Annotated in this window: 16 protein-coding genes; 15 read left to right on the top strand and 1 reads right to left on the bottom strand. The window is 46.2% G+C overall.

Annotated elements, in window-relative coordinates; genetic code table 11:
• Positions 1 to 20 precede the first annotated feature (20 nt).
• The 11 genes from IEX60_RS20680 to recG all read left to right on the top strand — a co-directional run bounded on the left by IEX60_RS20680 (position 21) and on the right by recG (position 11,433).
• The gene (locus IEX60_RS20680; protein ID WP_188753308.1) at positions 21 to 998 is read left to right on the top strand and encodes a DUF4271 domain-containing protein; all 978 of its coding nucleotides are present in this window, start codon (positions 21 to 23) and stop codon (positions 996 to 998) included.
• 10 nt (positions 999 to 1,008) lie between these two features.
• Positions 1,009 to 1,782 (top strand): uroporphyrinogen-III synthase, encoded by a 774-nt coding sequence (locus tag IEX60_RS20675; RefSeq protein ID WP_188753307.1) that lies wholly within the window; start codon positions 1,009 to 1,011, stop codon positions 1,780 to 1,782.
• A 269-nt stretch (positions 1,783 to 2,051) separates the two neighbouring features.
• Entirely contained in the window at positions 2,052 to 3,359 is a 1,308-nt protein-coding gene (gene porK, locus IEX60_RS20670) for a T9SS ring complex lipoprotein PorK/GldK (protein ID WP_188753306.1), read from the top strand.
• A 40-nt stretch (positions 3,360 to 3,399) separates the two neighbouring features.
• Positions 3,400 to 4,197 (top strand): type IX secretion system motor protein PorL/GldL, encoded by a 798-nt coding sequence (gene porL / locus IEX60_RS20665; protein ID WP_188753305.1) that lies wholly within the window; start codon positions 3,400 to 3,402, stop codon positions 4,195 to 4,197.
• A gap of 28 nt (positions 4,198 to 4,225) precedes the next feature.
• The gene (gene porM / locus IEX60_RS20660) at positions 4,226 to 5,752 is read left to right on the top strand and encodes a type IX secretion system motor protein PorM/GldM (protein WP_188753304.1); all 1,527 of its coding nucleotides are present in this window, start codon (positions 4,226 to 4,228) and stop codon (positions 5,750 to 5,752) included.
• A gap of 7 nt (positions 5,753 to 5,759) precedes the next feature.
• The gene (locus IEX60_RS20655) at positions 5,760 to 6,746 is read left to right on the top strand and encodes a gliding motility protein GldN (protein WP_229717680.1); all 987 of its coding nucleotides are present in this window, start codon (positions 5,760 to 5,762) and stop codon (positions 6,744 to 6,746) included.
• Positions 6,747 to 6,922: 176 nt separating this feature from the next.
• Positions 6,923 to 7,789 carry a cupin-like domain-containing protein gene (locus IEX60_RS20650; RefSeq protein WP_188753303.1) on the top strand — a complete coding sequence of 289 codons (867 nt, stop codon included), beginning with the start codon at positions 6,923 to 6,925 and terminating at the stop codon, positions 7,787 to 7,789.
• Between the two features lie 73 nt (positions 7,790 to 7,862).
• Positions 7,863 to 8,003 carry a DUF6728 family protein gene (locus IEX60_RS25040; protein ID WP_308420767.1) on the top strand — a complete coding sequence of 47 codons (141 nt, stop codon included), beginning with the start codon at positions 7,863 to 7,865 and terminating at the stop codon, positions 8,001 to 8,003.
• Between the two features lie 11 nt (positions 8,004 to 8,014).
• On the top strand, positions 8,015 to 8,404 hold the full coding sequence (locus IEX60_RS20645; protein WP_188753302.1) for a RidA family protein: 390 nt from the start codon (positions 8,015 to 8,017) through the stop codon (positions 8,402 to 8,404).
• On the top strand, positions 8,405 to 9,349 hold the full coding sequence (locus IEX60_RS20640) for an EamA family transporter (RefSeq protein WP_188753301.1): 945 nt from the start codon (positions 8,405 to 8,407) through the stop codon (positions 9,347 to 9,349).
• Positions 9,328 to 11,433, top strand: coding sequence for an ATP-dependent DNA helicase RecG (gene recG, locus IEX60_RS20635; protein ID WP_188753300.1), 2,106 nt, complete (start codon positions 9,328 to 9,330; stop codon positions 11,431 to 11,433). The genes IEX60_RS20640 and recG overlap by 22 nt, the downstream gene beginning before the upstream one ends.
• A gap of 8 nt (positions 11,434 to 11,441) precedes the next feature.
• Here the strand turns inward: recG and IEX60_RS20630 are convergent, their stop codons facing one another.
• Positions 11,442 to 11,864, bottom strand: a complete 423-nt coding sequence (locus tag IEX60_RS20630; RefSeq protein ID WP_188753299.1) for a hypothetical protein — start codon at positions 11,862 to 11,864, stop codon at positions 11,442 to 11,444.
• 115 nt (positions 11,865 to 11,979) lie between these two features.
• On the opposite strand from IEX60_RS20630, the gene IEX60_RS25210 reads away from it, so the two are divergent.
• From IEX60_RS25210 to IEX60_RS20610, 4 genes are all read left to right on the top strand, one after another.
• The gene (locus tag IEX60_RS25210) at positions 11,980 to 12,171 is read left to right on the top strand and encodes a GNAT family N-acetyltransferase (protein ID WP_188753298.1); all 192 of its coding nucleotides are present in this window, start codon (positions 11,980 to 11,982) and stop codon (positions 12,169 to 12,171) included.
• A 205-nt stretch (positions 12,172 to 12,376) separates the two neighbouring features.
• Complete coding sequence (locus tag IEX60_RS20620; protein ID WP_188753297.1) at positions 12,377 to 12,964, top strand: hypothetical protein; 588 nt, start codon at positions 12,377 to 12,379, stop codon at positions 12,962 to 12,964.
• A 33-nt stretch (positions 12,965 to 12,997) separates the two neighbouring features.
• Entirely contained in the window at positions 12,998 to 13,579 is a 582-nt protein-coding gene (locus IEX60_RS20615) for a MiaE family protein (protein ID WP_188753296.1), read from the top strand.
• A gap of 95 nt (positions 13,580 to 13,674) precedes the next feature.
• Complete coding sequence (locus IEX60_RS20610) at positions 13,675 to 14,889, top strand: serine hydrolase domain-containing protein (protein WP_188753295.1); 1,215 nt, start codon at positions 13,675 to 13,677, stop codon at positions 14,887 to 14,889.
• The last annotated feature ends 256 nt before the right edge of the window (positions 14,890 to 15,145 follow it).

Raw genomic sequence — 15,145 nt, 5'->3', positions numbered from 1 at the left:
CTATGCTAATCCGTGTGGCAATGAGGTGTTTTATATGGGCGGTCGCTGCTTTTTGCTGGTTTATTCCAATAAACGATGCGCTTGCCGGTGTTTCAACGTTGCAGCAACCGCGGTATCTGTCTGCGAAGGACTCGATAAGAGAGGCAAAGATAGCGCAGGAAAGACGATTAGCAGATTCGATAAAGCGGGTGCAGGACTCGTTGGTCATGCAGTTCATCGGGATGCCGGATCCGGACCGGCCCAACCAATTGGCCGATAGCGTGCGTAAACTGGTTGTGGTCCAGAACGGAGACTTTTTGAGCTGGCTGGATTTTGCGCGTTCGTTGGAGCAGCAAGTCGAAACGGATCATGAAAAGGCCGCCCGTGAGCAATGGGTCATCGTTGTCATTGGGCTGTTGCTGCTGTTATTGGGGGTGGTGCGGGTTTCGTTTCCCAACGAGGTGCTTTCCATTATCCAAGCCTTTTATAATGACCGGATGCTCTTGCAAATCAATAAAGAGGACACCTTATACAGCTCTTGGCCTTTTGTTTTTTTATATGTGTTATTTGGTTTTGCGGTAGGCTTGTTCATTTATGTGTGCAACCTTTATTACCTGCAGGGCGGCTACCAACGCGGTTTGGACACTTTTTTGGGTATATCGATTTTTGTTATGCTGTTGTTTATACTCAAAATCATCGTTACCCGGTTTTTAGGGGTTGTTTTTGATGTGCAGCGGATCGTCCGTGAATATGTCTCCATATTATATTTAAGTTATTTTAATGCGGCGTTGGTGTTTCTGCCGGTCGTACTGATCTTAAGTTTAGTCCCGCAGACTCAGATGGTTTGGGTTGTCCCGGCGGCGCTGACCATCGTGTTGGGACTGTTCATTTTCCGGTTTGCAAAAACTGCGGCCAACGTGCTTACGAACCATCGATTTTCAAAGTTTTATTTATTTATGTATCTTTGCTGCCTCGAAATCGCTCCGGTACTGATTTTAGTAAAAGTATTGGGTAATTAACGTAAAGAACATGCAAGTGTCAGAAGCAGATAGAGCAAAGAAAGTAAAAAGCATTTTGGTAACGTTGCCTAAGCCAGAAAACGAAAAATCACCCTACTTCGCTTTGGCACAAAAGTACAACTTGAAGCTTGATTTCAGGGCTTTCATTCATGTAGAGGGGGTACCTGCGCGTGATGTGCGTAAGGAACAGCGTATTAACCTTGCTGATTTTACGGCGGTAATTTTTACGAGCCGCAATGCAGCCGACCATTTCTTCCGGATCTGTGAAGAAATGCGCTACGAGGTGCCCGCAGATATGAAGTATTTCTGCCTTTCTGAAACCATTGCATTGTATCTGCAAAAGTATATCCAATACCGCAAACGGAAGATCTTCTTTGGCAAACAAACGGCCAAAGATCTTGCGGATGTGTTGAAGAAGCATGCAAAGGAGAAGTTTTTATACCCCTGTTCGGATGTAGCCAACGAAGAAACCTACAGTTGGCTGCAGGAAAACGGGTACAATGTGACTCCTGCAGTACTTTTCCGGACGGTAGTGAGTGATCTATCTGACCTGAAAGACGTTTTTTACGATATCATTGTCTTCTTCAGTCCATCGAGCGTTCAGTCGCTGTTTGAAAATTTCCCGGATTTTAAACAAAATAATACGCGGCTTGCAGCATTCGGCCCCAGCACTCATCAAGCTATTCTGGATCGTGGACTGATTTTGGATATTGCGGCGCCAACTCCCGAAGCGCCCAGTATGACCATGGCGGTTGAGCAATATATAAAGACGGTTAACAAATAGTATATTTTTAATTATCTTTCCCTTTTACTAAAGAAATATCATTTCTTTTAATAAATTTATCGCCGCTATTCCAGATGGGATAGGAAGGATGTATCTACTTGAGAAACGATTTTGAACACGTAGGGGGATGTTGGCTTTGTGCAACTTAAGGAATGTGGGAGCTCTATATGCGATTTTGGTCTGAATTTTGCTTTTATAACGAGTTATTAATCATGGGTTTTATGGATGCTGGCGTCGTATAGCATGTTCCTAACCATATGTATGTCTAAATGAATAGAAAATACTTACCTATACTATACATTGTTATATTCGCAGTGTTTGCAGGTGGCTGCAGCAAATCCGGAGGCGGGGAACTGGTTGGTGTAAAGCGGGATCGTTTAAAAACGAACCGGGTTCCACATGGAATGGTTCTCGTCCCGGGGGGGACATTCATTATGGGACAGTCTGACCAGGATATTACCTTTGCGCAGGTTGCCCAGAACAGGCAGGTGACGATCTCCTCTTTTTACATGGATGAAACTGAAATATCCAACAGCGAATACCGGCAGTTTGTCAACTGGGTTCGTGACTCAATATTGATTTACAATTACTTGCAGGACGACAGCTATTTTCTGGAAATAGAAGGGTCTAACGAACGATACATCGATTGGTCAAAGGTAAACGGTGGTCGACGGTCGTTATGGGGCTCACGGGATCAGGAAGTAAGGGAACGTACCCGCCAGATGTTTTATCAGGGAGAGGACCGTATTTTCGGTAAAGATGAACTGGATGTGCGTTTGCTGCGTTACCATTACGAGTGGTACGACCTACGTGCTGCAACCGCGGCAAAAAATGATCCTACGAAAACACGGTCTGATTTTATCCGGCGGGATACCATTTTAGTCTATCCCGATACGACTGTTTGGCTCAATGATTTCAGTTATGCGCAAAACGAACCCATGGTGGAGGGGTATTTTTCCCATCCATCATTTGATGAATACCCCGTGGTTGGCGTCACCTGGCGTCAGGCACAGGCTTTCAATACGTGGCGTACCCGGCTTTTCGAAAATTACCAGCGTAGCCGGAAATCAGGAAGCCGGGAAATCAGGCAACCCTATATGCTGCCTTCTGAGGCGGAGTGGGAATATGCAGCCCGTGGCGGAAGGGTGGGTACGCAGTATCCTTGGGGTGGGCCTTCGGCACGCAATGCGAAAGGCTGTTTAATGGCCAATTTCAAGCCGGGGAGGGGAAATTATATCGACGATGGAGCAGCTTATACTGCACCGGTATATTCCTATTTTCCCAATGATTTTGGATTGTACAATATGGCAGGCAACGTGGCGGAGTGGACCTCATCAACTTTCAATGAATCTGCCTCATCTTTTGTTCATGATATGAACCCTACCTATCGTTATGATACGAAACCGGGAGACCCGCAATCCCTGCAACGTAAAGTTATTAGGGGAGGGTCGTGGAAAGACATCGGTTATTTTCTTCAGAATTCCGCCCGTGCGTATGAATATCAGGATACCGCTAAATCATATATTGGTTTCAGGAGTGTATCTGGTTATCCGGGGGTAGATCCAATGAATAACTAACTATTTTAAATCATACTTAAACATTAATGACTATTCTATCATGGCAGGAAAACGCAAATTCAAAGTAGGTATCAATAATATCGTCTCATGGGGAGCAACGGTGGTTATCATCGGGCTTATGGCCAAGTTGCAGCACTGGCCGGCCGGTGACTGGTTGATTATTGCAGGGTTGGGGACGGAAGCAATTTTGTTTTTTCTGTTAGGTTTCCAAAGTGAGGAAAAAGATGTAGACTGGACCCGGGTTTATCCCGAATTGGATGAGGCATATCAAGGTGAACTTCCCAAAGCATCTGCACGCCCGGTAGCCAATGTCGGTACAACGGCAGCGCTTGACAAGATGTTGCAGGATGCGCGCATCAGCCCGGATTTGATTGGAAACCTGGGTGATGGTCTGCGTGCTTTTGGTGATAAGGTAGCCGCAATATCCAACGTATCCGATGCTTCGTTGGCTACCCATCAATTTACCGAAAAAGTAAAAGGTGCAACCCATAGCTTTGATAAGTTGAATGTTGCATTTGAGAAAGCCTCCAGTGATCTAGCCAGCATAGGAGGAACCAGTACAGATGCTAAAACTTACCAAGAGCAGGTAGGCAAACTAGCCAATAACCTACAACAGCTCAATGCAGTATATGAGTTGGAGCTTAAGGAGTCAGGTGAGAAATTGAAGAATATTACCCAGCATTACGACAGCATAGCGAGAACGTTACAGAACTTCAATGAGTCTGCCTCGGATACCCAGCAGCTAAAAGAACAAGTGAGCCATCTCAACAAAAATTTGGTATCACTGAATGCGATTTACGGGAATATGCTTGCTGCCATGAACCAGCCCCGGGTGTAATTTTTTGACCTAAAAAGGAAATTACGCAATGGCAGCAGGAAAACAGACTCCAAGGCAACGAATGATGGGGATCCTATACCTCGTATTGTTGGGATTGGTGGCATTGAACGTGAGCGATTCGGTTCTCGATGCTTTCAAAAACCTTGCAACAAGCTTAGGTACCTCCACACAAAACACACAGGAAGGAATTGACAATATGTTTAATGCCTTCCGGGCTACCAAACTGAAGGATGAACCCGAACGTGCCCAGCCTATATTAGGTAGGGCCGAGCAGGCCAGTCAACTAGCCAATAATCTTTCCAGCTATATAGACTCGCTTAAAACCTTGCTCGAACAGGAAGGTGGCGGGGAAAATGAATCGACCGGCGATGTAAGAAAACGTGATAATCTCAGCATCAGTCCCCGCATCATGATCAGGCAGAAAGAGAAGCGCGCTGAAAGACTGCGCGGCCTGATTAGCGAAACCCGGCAGAAATTGCTCGAATTGTCGAATAATGAGGTGTCTTTTTCGCTGGATGCACAGGACCCGCCGGCACGCGGGGGCATTAAGAAAACATGGGAACAGGCTAATTTTGGTGACGGAATTCCCCTCACGGCAGCCATTACATCGCTGGAGAAGATAAAGGCCGACGTAAAAAATGCAGAAGCAGCTGTTGTGAAGCATATTTTCGGTGAAATGGACATGGCGGTGGTTAACCTCGATCGTTTTGCCGCTGTGGCGGTAGCGCCGTCTTCGTATGTTATACAGGGGCAACCCTACACCGCGAAAATTTTTCTTACCGCCTATGACTCCAAGTCGAATCCGGAAATAACGGTGGGTGGTAATACATTGCCGGTAATAGATGGGCAGGCTACGTATTCCGTGAATACTTCCAGTGAGGGGGTATTTAACTGGACGGGTACGATACGGGTGAAGCAAACCGATGGGACCGTTAAAGAGTACGTAACCGAGCCGCAGACGTATCAGGTTGCCAGGCCTTCCGCTGTGGTTTCACCGGATGCGATGAACGTACTGTACATCGGGGTAGATAACCCGATTTCCGTATCAGCACCCGGTATTCCGAAGGAGAGTTTGGCAGTGAGTGGTCAGGGCGTCTCCATCTCGGGTTCGGGCGGAAAGTATGTTGCTCGGGTCACGCAGCCGGGTACGGCGAGCATTCAGGTGTCAGCCCGGATCGGTGAGCAGACACAGTCGCTCGGTTCAACAAACTTCCGTGTAAAACGGATTCCGAAGCCGCAGGCACGGGTTGCCGGAAGGTCAGGCGGAGCGGTTGCCGCCGCACAGATTAAAGGGCAGGATCGCATTTTCGCTGCGTTGGAGGATTTTGAATTTGATGCGAAATTCAACATTTCCCGTTTCTCCATGTTGATACAGAAGCCACGGGTAGATCCGATGGGGCCCTATCAGGGAACCAATGGGGCGATCTCGGGACCGATGAAGAATGCGTTGAGTTCGGTTTCTCCGGGTTCTTTTGTGTTTTTCTACAATATTATCGCAGTTGGTCCAGACGGCTTGCAGCAGGAGCTGGATCCGATTTCGTTTAGGGTTAATTAATTTTGTCATGAAGGAGGTCACGATGAAGGTGTTTGTTTTTTTTGTTTCGGTGTTCGTAGGGCTTACTGCGTATGCGCAGCAAGGCAACCTTTCAAACAGTACCACGCCGATTGCGGCTGAGGAACCACCGGTGGATGGCTATTATGTCAAATCAGATATACTGGACCGGGAAGTTGTGCCTTATTCCGTTATACGTCCCACCGATGTAGCCTATATAAAACGGGTATGGCGTGAATTTGATGTGCGCGAGAAAATGAATACGCTATATGCTTCTCCCAAATCCAGGCTGATCGATATCATTATGGAAGCTGTGTTAGCGGGTGAGTTGACCGCCTATGACCCCACACCAACGGACAAGAATCCGACCGGAGATGACTTCAGTGCCATGGAACGCCTCGCACCGGACCAGGTGCTCGGCCGGTTTGGTTCCGACAGTACCCTTGTGGAAGAATACGATGAAGATGGCAATGTGGTTGCTTCTCATTTTGAGGCTGCGGCCTTTAATCCGGATGATGTGGTACGGTTCCGGATCAAGGAAGATTGGATATTCGATAAACAGCGGTCGGTATTTGAGCCCCGTATTATAGGTATTGCACCGTTGGTAACTCCCAAAATGGATGAGATTACCGGCGGAGGGGTAGCTGCCGGCGATTTAGGAGGAGAAGAAGTGCCTGCCGATATCCCAGGTTTGGATATGGGTACGGATGCAGGTTCGATATCGGCGGATGCATATCCTGCCTTTTGGATTTATTTTCCGGAAGCCAGGCATATTTTCGTAAACAAAGAAGTAACGTCCCGGCAGAACGATGCGACCGGATTGAGCTATGACGATGTATTTATCAAGCGCTTGTTTGCAAGTTATATTGTAAAACAATCCAACCCGGAAGATTTGCGGATAAGGGATTACATCGACAATGGTGTGGATCGGCTTAACGAAGCGGAGCGTATCAAGAAGAGTCTCGTGGATTTTGAGCAGGATCTGTGGTCTTATTAAGCTACGGGAAAGTGATTTTCGTCACTTAACAGAATCTTTTATTTTTTGGCACGTAAATAGTTATGTTCCTTTTATAATGCGAATGTAAAATTGGGGTATGGCATATTAGGACGTATGAAGTTTTCCTAAGTTTGCATTTAATGCGTTAACAATTAGTTTTAAACGGATATTAAGTCGTGCAACTCAAAAAAGTAGAGAAGATCTCCGGGATAAGCTCGGCTGACTTCATTAAAAATTACCTGAATAAGGGCGTTCCCGTGATCTTGGATGATTTTGTAAGCAAGGATAGCCCGGCTTGGAAAAAATGGAGTTATGACTATTTCAAGGAAATAGCCGGAGATACAGTGATTTCACTGCACGGGCGGGAAGATGCGTCGAATGACCGGGCCGCGAGCGCACCTGTTGCGAAAATGAAATTCAGTGAGTATTTAGACTTGATTGAACGCGAACCTACCGATTTGCGTATTTTCCTGTTTAACCTCATGAAATTGAAGCCGGAATTGAACCACGATCTGATTTATAACGACGTGACCGGTGGAAAGGTGTTGCAATGGTTACCTTATCTCTTTTTTGGCGGAGAAGGCTCGAGTACACGTAACCATTTCGACATTGATATGTCGCATGTATTCATTACCCAGTATAAAGGAGTTAAAAGAATTTGGTTGTTTCCGTTGGAACAGTCTGATTTGATGTACAAATTGCCTTATAATTTTCATAGTATTGCGAACATCAAGAATCCGGACTACGAAAAATTCCCCGCGCTGAAATACCTGGATGGGTATGAGGCAGAGATACATCCGGGCGAAACGTTATTTATGCCCTCAGGGTGGTGGCATTATATCCAGTACGTAACCGAGGGATATTCAATCAGCGTGCGGGCGCTCCCGTCAAAAGTTTACGATAAGTGGAGAGGGTTCAGAAATCTGGTCATTACCCGTAATTTTGACAATACCATGCGGAAAATTTTTAAAGACCGCTGGTTTAACTATAAAATAAATGCAGCCAATAAGCGCGCGGAAAAGGCGCTGAAGCGGGTGAAATAAATTTTCATCGTAGAATCACGACGCCGCTCCGAATGGTTACTTTCAGGGCGGCTTTTTTTAATTTTGTAGCATCATGTATTTTTTTAGAAAAAAAGATCCGAATAGGCCGGATAGTTTTAATCTCCGGGTGATGCATGGCATTAATGCAACGGCCATTATTCTGTTTGTGTTAGCCATTTTATACAAAATTATCGAAAGCCTTTTTTTTAAATAGTCGAATACACCATGTTTACAAACAAAGAAATCATCAACACTTCACATGCACCGGCTCCCATCGGCCCCTATAATCAAGCTGTCCGGGCAGGCAATACACTGTATGTATCCGGGCAGATTGCGCTCGTGCCAGAGACAGGTGCATTGATTGAAGGTACGGTGGCAGACGAAGCACGCCAGGTGCTTAAAAATCTCGAAGCCGTGCTAGCGGCTGCTGGATACGCTTTCGCCGATGTGGTAAAAACCACTATTTTCCTCCGGGATATGAATGACTTTGGAGCTGTTAATACCGTGTATGGCGAGTACTTTACCGAGCAGGCTCCCGCTCGGGAGACCGTAGCGGTGGCCGGGTTGCCCAAAAATGTCAATGTTGAAATCTCGGTTATCGCTTGGAAGGCCTAAATGCGGGGACGTATAAAATATTTTGCGGCAGCGTTTTCCGCGGCGGCGTTATGGGGCTTCATGTCCATTCCCCTACGGGCAATTAAGGAATGGCCACCCGAGGATATTCTTTATTACCGGATTTTTGTATCGACGGTAGTAATATGGTTGTTCATTTTTGCATTCCGTAAAAAGAAGTTGGTTGCAGATATTGCCCATGTCAGGGCATTACCCCGAGCTGGCCAACGGCGTTTGGGATGGCTTACGTTATTAGCCTCCCTATTGATCATGGGTAATTGGTTTACCTTTATTTATGCTGTTAACCACGTCAGCATCCAGTCTGCTGCCTTCGCTTATTTGGTGTGTCCGCTGCTTACCACATTGGCTGGTTTCCTTATTCTCAAAGAAAACCTCTCAGTTCTCAAAAAAATCAGTATTGGCATTGCCATAGTGAGTGTGATTGTATTGGCCCGGGGGTCTTTTTACGAAGTTTCCTGGTCTGTCGGGATTGCGTTGTTCTATGCGCTCTACCTGGTGGCTCAGCGGATTATCCAGCAGGTTGACAAGCTCAACCTATTGGGTGTACAGTTGGTTATCTGCAGCCTGGTAATCCTGCCCCTGGTATTGGGTCAGCACCATCCTTTTCCTGTTGCTGCCGGGTTTTGGGGCCCCATTCTGATTATCGCGGTTGTATTTACGATTATTCCGCTTTACATGAGCATGTATGCACTTAACGGTATATCCTCTTCGACGGTCGGCGTCCTCATTTATATCAATCCCATTATCGCCTTTGCCGTTGCCCTAATCTATTTTGGAGAACCTATTTATCTGTATCAGCTACTGGCTTATACGGTATTATTTGGGGCGGTGATCCTGTTTAATTGGGGGGTATTTCGAAAAGTTTTAGCTAAATTCGCGGGAACCGTAGACAGCAAAAAGCAGTTGTGGCACCGCTCGACACCATAACCCCCATTGAATACCTCAAAGGTGTGGGGCCTGCCCGTGCCGAAGTGCTTAAGATCGAACTGGGGATCCATACTTTCGGCGATTTATTGAAACATTATCCGTTCCGTTACATCGACCGAACCCAATTTCACAAAATACGGCAACTTCATCCCGATATGCCTGCCGCCCAGGTAATTGGAAGGTTGGTGCATTTGGAAGAAAGGGGGGAGCGAAGAAGCAGGCGTTTGATAGGGCTTTTCAAAGATGATACCGGAACGATGGAACTGGTATGGTTCCAAAGCATCGGATGGCTGCGAAAATCCCTGCAGGTGGGTGCCGCATACGTTATTTATGGCAAGCCCAATCTTTTTAATCAGGAGCTTTCGATGACACATCCGGAGATGGAATTGTATCAGCGGGGCGCAAAAGAGATGGGTAACATGCACCTGCAACCGGTGTACAGCTCCACAGAAAAACTCAAGAAGTTTACGTTGGACAGCCGTGGTATCCAACGGCTACAGGAAGCATTGCTGGAAACTTTGGCCTCCCAGTTGAAGGAGGAATTGCCTGATTATGTAATTGAAGCGCACCGGCTTATGCGCTTGCCACAGGCCTTGGTTGCCATCCATTTTCCCCGAAGTCAGCAGGAACTTGGGCAAGCCATCCGCCGATTGAAATTTGATGAACTGTTTTTCATTCAATTAAAACTGCTGAAAAACAAACTGCTGAATACACAGAAATTCAAAGGACACCGGTTTGAAGTGGTAGGCGACAGGTTTAATACGTTTTACAATCATCACTTGCCTTTCTCACTGACCAATGCACAAAAACGGGTAATCAAAGAAATACGGAGGGACACAGCGTCCGGAGCGCAGCTCAATCGCCTGGTGCAGGGCGATGTAGGAAGTGGAAAGACGGTGGTGGCATTGATGACAATGTTATTGGCTATAGACAATGGGTTCCAGGCCTGTTTAATGGCGCCAACCGAAATCTTGGCTCAGCAGCATTACCACAGCATCAAAAAGCTGCTGGACAACGGCCTTGCGTCGGTGCAGTTGCTTACGGGGTCTACACCCAAAAAGGACCGGCGGATCATCCATACGCAATTGGAAGAAGGTACGCTGGATATCCTCATCGGTACGCATGCGCTGATTGAAGAAACCGTACGTTTTAAAAACCTGGGCTTTGTGGTCATCGACGAACAGCATCGGTTCGGTGTCGAGCAGCGCGCGAAGCTGTGGCGTAAGAATCGGGTCCCACCACATATGCTGGTGATGACGGCTACCCCCATACCCCGTACGCTGGCGATGACGCTGTATGGAGACCTTGATATCTCTATCATCGACGAGCTCCCCGCCGGCCGAAAGCCGATTAAAACTCTGCATCTTTATGAAAGCAGCCGCCTGCGTATGTTTGGTTTCATGAAGGAAGAGATTGCCAAAGGAAGGCAGGTATATATCGTGTATCCGCTTATTAAGGAAAGCGAGAAAATAGACCTGTTATATTTAGAGGCAGGCTTGGAAACGTTGATGAAAGAATTTCCCCTGCCGGATTTCCGGATCAGTATTGTGCATGGGAAAATGTCCGTGAAAGACAAGGATTTCGAGATGCAGCGATTTGTGAAAGGCGAAACACAGATCATGGTAGCAACAACCGTTATTGAGGTAGGAGTGGATGTGCCGAATGCGTCGGTGATGGTTATCGAAAATGCGGAACGCTTCGGTTTGTCCCAACTGCATCAATTGCGCGGCCGTGTAGGGCGTGGGGCGGAACAGTCCTATTGTATTTTGATGTCTGGAAGTAAGCTGGGTAAAGAAAGTAAATTGAGGCTTGAGACGATGGTCCGGACAAATGACGGTTTCGAAATTGCCGAAGTAGATCTGCGGTTGCGCGGTCCAGGTGATCTAGCCGGCACGCAACAGAGTGGCGTACTTAACCTCAAACTGGCCGACCTGACCACCGATCAAGCCTTGTTGACCGAAGTGCGCAACCGGGTCATTCAGCTATTTAAAGATGACCCCCAGCTAACTAACCCTGAAAACATCCGGCTACGTGAACACCTTGCCCGGGGAGAGCCCGGAATTGGCTGGGAGAAAATATCGTGAGGGCTGGATTATTCAGCGGTTGCTTCTGTATCCCGAACTAATTTTGCTTTACCTTCTTCACAGACGATGCGGCTCGGTGGAGTCAAAAACATACAATCGGATACAGCGTTCCATTTTATATTATAGGCACGTTGCCGTTCGGTATAAAGTTCCACTTTATTGAGAAATCCTGCGGTATCCATTTCGGCAGAATAAGCGATATAGCCCGCCGGGCCTCCACAAGGTTTTTCACCGATGGGGGTAAAACGCCAGTTGGTCACATCGTCGCAGGGATACGCAGCGGCAAGTGAATCGATTTCGTCATGCAGTCGTTCCAACAGCAAGCTTTCTGCTTCGGGGCTCCCGATCATGGATTGCTTCTCACAGGCCATAACAACAATCAACACGGTAAAAATACCGGTCAGAAATGCCAATTTTGTTGTCGTGCTCATGATAGCCATTAGGAACTGACGAATATAAAAAACTTTTACGAAGCTTGCATACCAATTCAGCCAAACACTTGTGAAAAAAGACAATTTTATCTTAGTTTGTCTTTTCAAATAAATCATGCATCCTGATTTTTTGGGTAGGGGACTAGCCACCTCGCTTATGAGGAGGCAAATCCATCGGATTCAGTTGGCAAGGGAAATCCCCTTTTTGCACGTAAAGGCTGATAATGCAAGAGCAATAAAGGTGTATACCGAATTGGGATTTGTAAAAAGAAAAGAAATTCTCATCTATTTTGTAGAAAAGAGGTAAACCACACACACGTGTTCGTCTATCCAAACACTACGTTCGTCTAATTGGCTTGTTTTTATCGATGACAAGTGGCTGTTGGTCTATTATCCCATAGGCTATGTGCAACGTTTTTCCAAGGTTGTCGTCTTATCAGTAGGAAGTCGGGAAGAAAGATTAGAAAGTCCGACGATAGAAAACGAAAAGAAAAACAAAAAGACGTATCGTTATGAAACCATTCGTATTAAGTGCCCTGATTTGTGTGGCAGCAGTAGGAAACAGTGCGGCAACCGCACATACTGTTTCACATGTTGGAAAGGAAAGTAACCATAAAGCTAACCATGATCAAAAAAATACGGAGGCGTTTAAGCAGACAATCGCTTTCCATCAGCGGAATGTGGATGCATTATGGGCGCAATATGGCAGGGCCGAAACCCGTATCCGGGAGAGTCATGGTAACCACGCAGAGCTGGAGCGTGACAGAACATTCTTCGTAGGCGTTTATCAGCGAGATATCGAAAAGGGAGTCCGTGTTGAAGAGAGTAAAAAAATCATTGCGCAAATCGAAGCTGATTATGTTAAAAAACATGCACAACGGGATACTTACGAGAAAAAGCAACTGGCTCAGCTGCAATCTCAACTGAAAAGAGAATTGTTAAAAGAACAGAAGTATTTCGAAAAATCGAAAAGAAAATATGCGGATTTGGTGGATGAAGAAACTAGGCCGCTGTTACAGGAAGCGGAACAACACTTTGCCGCTGCCATTGAGCGGGTGAACCGCTTTTCGGATGCAGGCACAACGATTGCGTCAAAATAAAATATGTGTAAGTTTGTCCCAAACGATTTTACGATGCTGGGATTAAAACTACTGACGGATCCACGTTGGGCCAATATAGCTGAATCCAACTTGGAAGAAATCTTAACAGACCATGCTTGGTGTGAGCAAAAAGCAGCCACCAATGCCATATCGCTGATTACCCAAAATTCGGAACATCCGGACCTGGTGCATGAGCTGACGGCGATTGCCATTGAAGAAATGCAGCACTTCCAGTTGGTGATTGATATCATTAAGCGGCGTGGTTATGCGCTGGGGCGCGAGCGCAAAGACGACTACGTAAACCAGCTGATGAAGTTTATGAAAAAAGACGGCAGCCGTAACACTGCTTTTATAGACCGGTTGCTTTTTGCTGCAATGATTGAAGCACGTAGTTGCGAGCGTTTCCGTGTCCTATCTCAAAACATCAACGATAAGGAGTTGGCTAGATTTTACTACGATCTGATGGTATCGGAAGCGAACCATTATACGACATTTTTAAATTTCGCCCGTCGGTATACAATCGATGTAGACGTGGAGAGACGATGGAAAGAGTGGCTGGAATTTGAGGGTAAACTTATCCAATCGTATGGTAAAACTGAGCACATACATGGATGATGCAAGGAGACGTAACCTGTAATATTTAAGTTAAAATTCCGTTAATTAAACAAAAAGTTTGCTGTTGCAAGTCAATTGCAATACTTTAGCGCACTATGACGTTTACTGGGAAGCCGTTGTTCAAAAACCTTACTTTTGTTATTTTATTTATTGCGTTAATTGGTGCTTCTTGCACATCCACAGAAAAGAAAAGGGCCAAAGCGGAACGCAAGCAACACGAAAAAGACAGTTTGATGCTGGTATATGATGCAGCCAAAGCCGATCAGCGGTTGGATGCATTTATGCAGCGGTTGCATAGCCGCTCCGGGTTCAACGGAAACGTACTTATCGCCAAGAAAGGCAAAATTCTCTACCAAAATACGTTCGGATGGGCTAATTATCTGATGAAGGATAGTCTGAAAATCACTTCCCAGTTTGAATTGGCTTCTGTTTCTAAGCCACTTACGGCTACGGGTATACTCAAGCTGTGGGAGGAAGGTAAAATCCGTCTCGATCAGACTGTTGATGAGTTTTTCCCGGATTTTCCGTATCCGGGCGTTACCATCAAGTTATTGCTGACTCACCGGTCAGGCCTCATGAATTACCTGTATTTTACTGATAAGTCGGAAATATGGCCGGACAAACGGAAAGGCATGACCAATCTAGATGTCATGAATTTATTAGCCGCTCACAAACCGGATAGATATGCCCCCCCGGGGGTGCGTTTTTTTTATAACAATACCAACTATATGGTCTTGGCAGCAATCATCGAAAAGGTGTCCGGCCAAGATTTTGCAGTCTATATGCAGGAAAATATCTTTGGCCCTGCCGGGATGAAAAACACAGCCGTTTATTCTACTGCGGTTTATGAAAAAATTCCATCAAGTGCTGCGGTAGGACACGACAAGGTATGGCGGCGTTCCGTGGTACAGAATTTTCAGGATGGCCCCGTGGGCGACAAAGGTATTTACAGTACCGTACAAGATCTGTTTTTGTTTGACCGGGCGCTTCGGGATGGCCGACTGCTGAAACCGGCGACACTCGACTCGGCATATGCAGGATACAGTACCCCAAAGAAGGAGCTGTTTAACTATGGTTACGGGTGGCGTACGTTTGATCCGGGAAACCATAAGGTAGTATACCATACGGGATGGTGGCACGGGTTCCGCAATTTGTATATCCGTGACTTGAAAGAAGACATTACGATCGTTTTGCTGACCAATCTTGCCAATGGTAGTTTACTCCATCTGGATGAACTTTACCAAATTCTTGATATGCCGGTTATCCGCCAGGCGGCCTATTCCGCCACGGGGGAATTTATGGCCAACTGAGTTCTTTCGATTATCATGGCTTGATTCTTGCGATACCGCTGGTAGATCATTTGTCAGTATAAAGGGAAAATTATGAGATGGTCCGCGTTAAAAATCAGCTTGTTCTGGATGATCATTTCCACTTGTTTTTCCTGTGCGGATGATGGTCAGGCAATCGGTGGCAAACTCGGGGAATATGATACTGCCCTTTTGTTGGACAACTAATTTCAAACCTAATATATTATTTTCATTTTTTCGGATTGCACTACCAGATATT

Origin of the sequence: Parapedobacter defluvii (genome assembly GCF_014642075.1) — a bacterium.
Lineage (GTDB): Bacteria > Bacteroidota > Bacteroidia > Sphingobacteriales > Sphingobacteriaceae > Parapedobacter > Parapedobacter defluvii.
The sequence above is the reverse complement of the archived record's forward strand: the minus strand, read 5'-3'. Positions and strand labels throughout refer to the sequence as shown.

Excerpts from the sequence above, each read along its gene's own strand:
- IEX60_RS20640 (WP_188753301.1), top strand. The coding sequence starts at position 8,405 with ATGCGGGGACGTATAAAATATTTTGCGGCAGCGTTTTCCGCGGCGGCG.
- porK (WP_188753306.1), top strand. The coding sequence starts at position 2,052 with ATGAATAGAAAATACTTACCTATACTATACATTGTTATATTCGCAGTG.
- IEX60_RS20630 (WP_188753299.1), bottom strand. The coding sequence starts at position 11,864 with ATGAGCACGACAACAAAATTGGCATTTCTGACCGGTATTTTTACCGTG.
- IEX60_RS20620 (WP_188753297.1), top strand. The coding sequence starts at position 12,377 with ATGAAACCATTCGTATTAAGTGCCCTGATTTGTGTGGCAGCAGTAGGA.
- porL (WP_188753305.1), top strand. The coding sequence starts at position 3,400 with ATGGCAGGAAAACGCAAATTCAAAGTAGGTATCAATAATATCGTCTCA.
- IEX60_RS20655 (WP_229717680.1), top strand. The coding sequence starts at position 5,760 with ATGAAGGAGGTCACGATGAAGGTGTTTGTTTTTTTTGTTTCGGTGTTC.
- IEX60_RS25210 (WP_188753298.1), top strand. The coding sequence starts at position 11,980 with ATGCATCCTGATTTTTTGGGTAGGGGACTAGCCACCTCGCTTATGAGG.
- IEX60_RS20680 (WP_188753308.1), top strand. The coding sequence starts at position 21 with ATGAGGTGTTTTATATGGGCGGTCGCTGCTTTTTGCTGGTTTATTCCA.
- IEX60_RS20645 (WP_188753302.1), top strand. The coding sequence starts at position 8,015 with ATGTTTACAAACAAAGAAATCATCAACACTTCACATGCACCGGCTCCC.
- IEX60_RS20675 (WP_188753307.1), top strand. The coding sequence starts at position 1,009 with ATGCAAGTGTCAGAAGCAGATAGAGCAAAGAAAGTAAAAAGCATTTTG.
- IEX60_RS20610 (WP_188753295.1), top strand. The coding sequence starts at position 13,675 with ATGACGTTTACTGGGAAGCCGTTGTTCAAAAACCTTACTTTTGTTATT.
- porM (WP_188753304.1), top strand. The coding sequence starts at position 4,226 with ATGGCAGCAGGAAAACAGACTCCAAGGCAACGAATGATGGGGATCCTA.
- IEX60_RS25040 (WP_308420767.1), top strand. The coding sequence starts at position 7,863 with ATGTATTTTTTTAGAAAAAAAGATCCGAATAGGCCGGATAGTTTTAAT.
- IEX60_RS20615 (WP_188753296.1), top strand. The coding sequence starts at position 12,998 with ATGCTGGGATTAAAACTACTGACGGATCCACGTTGGGCCAATATAGCT.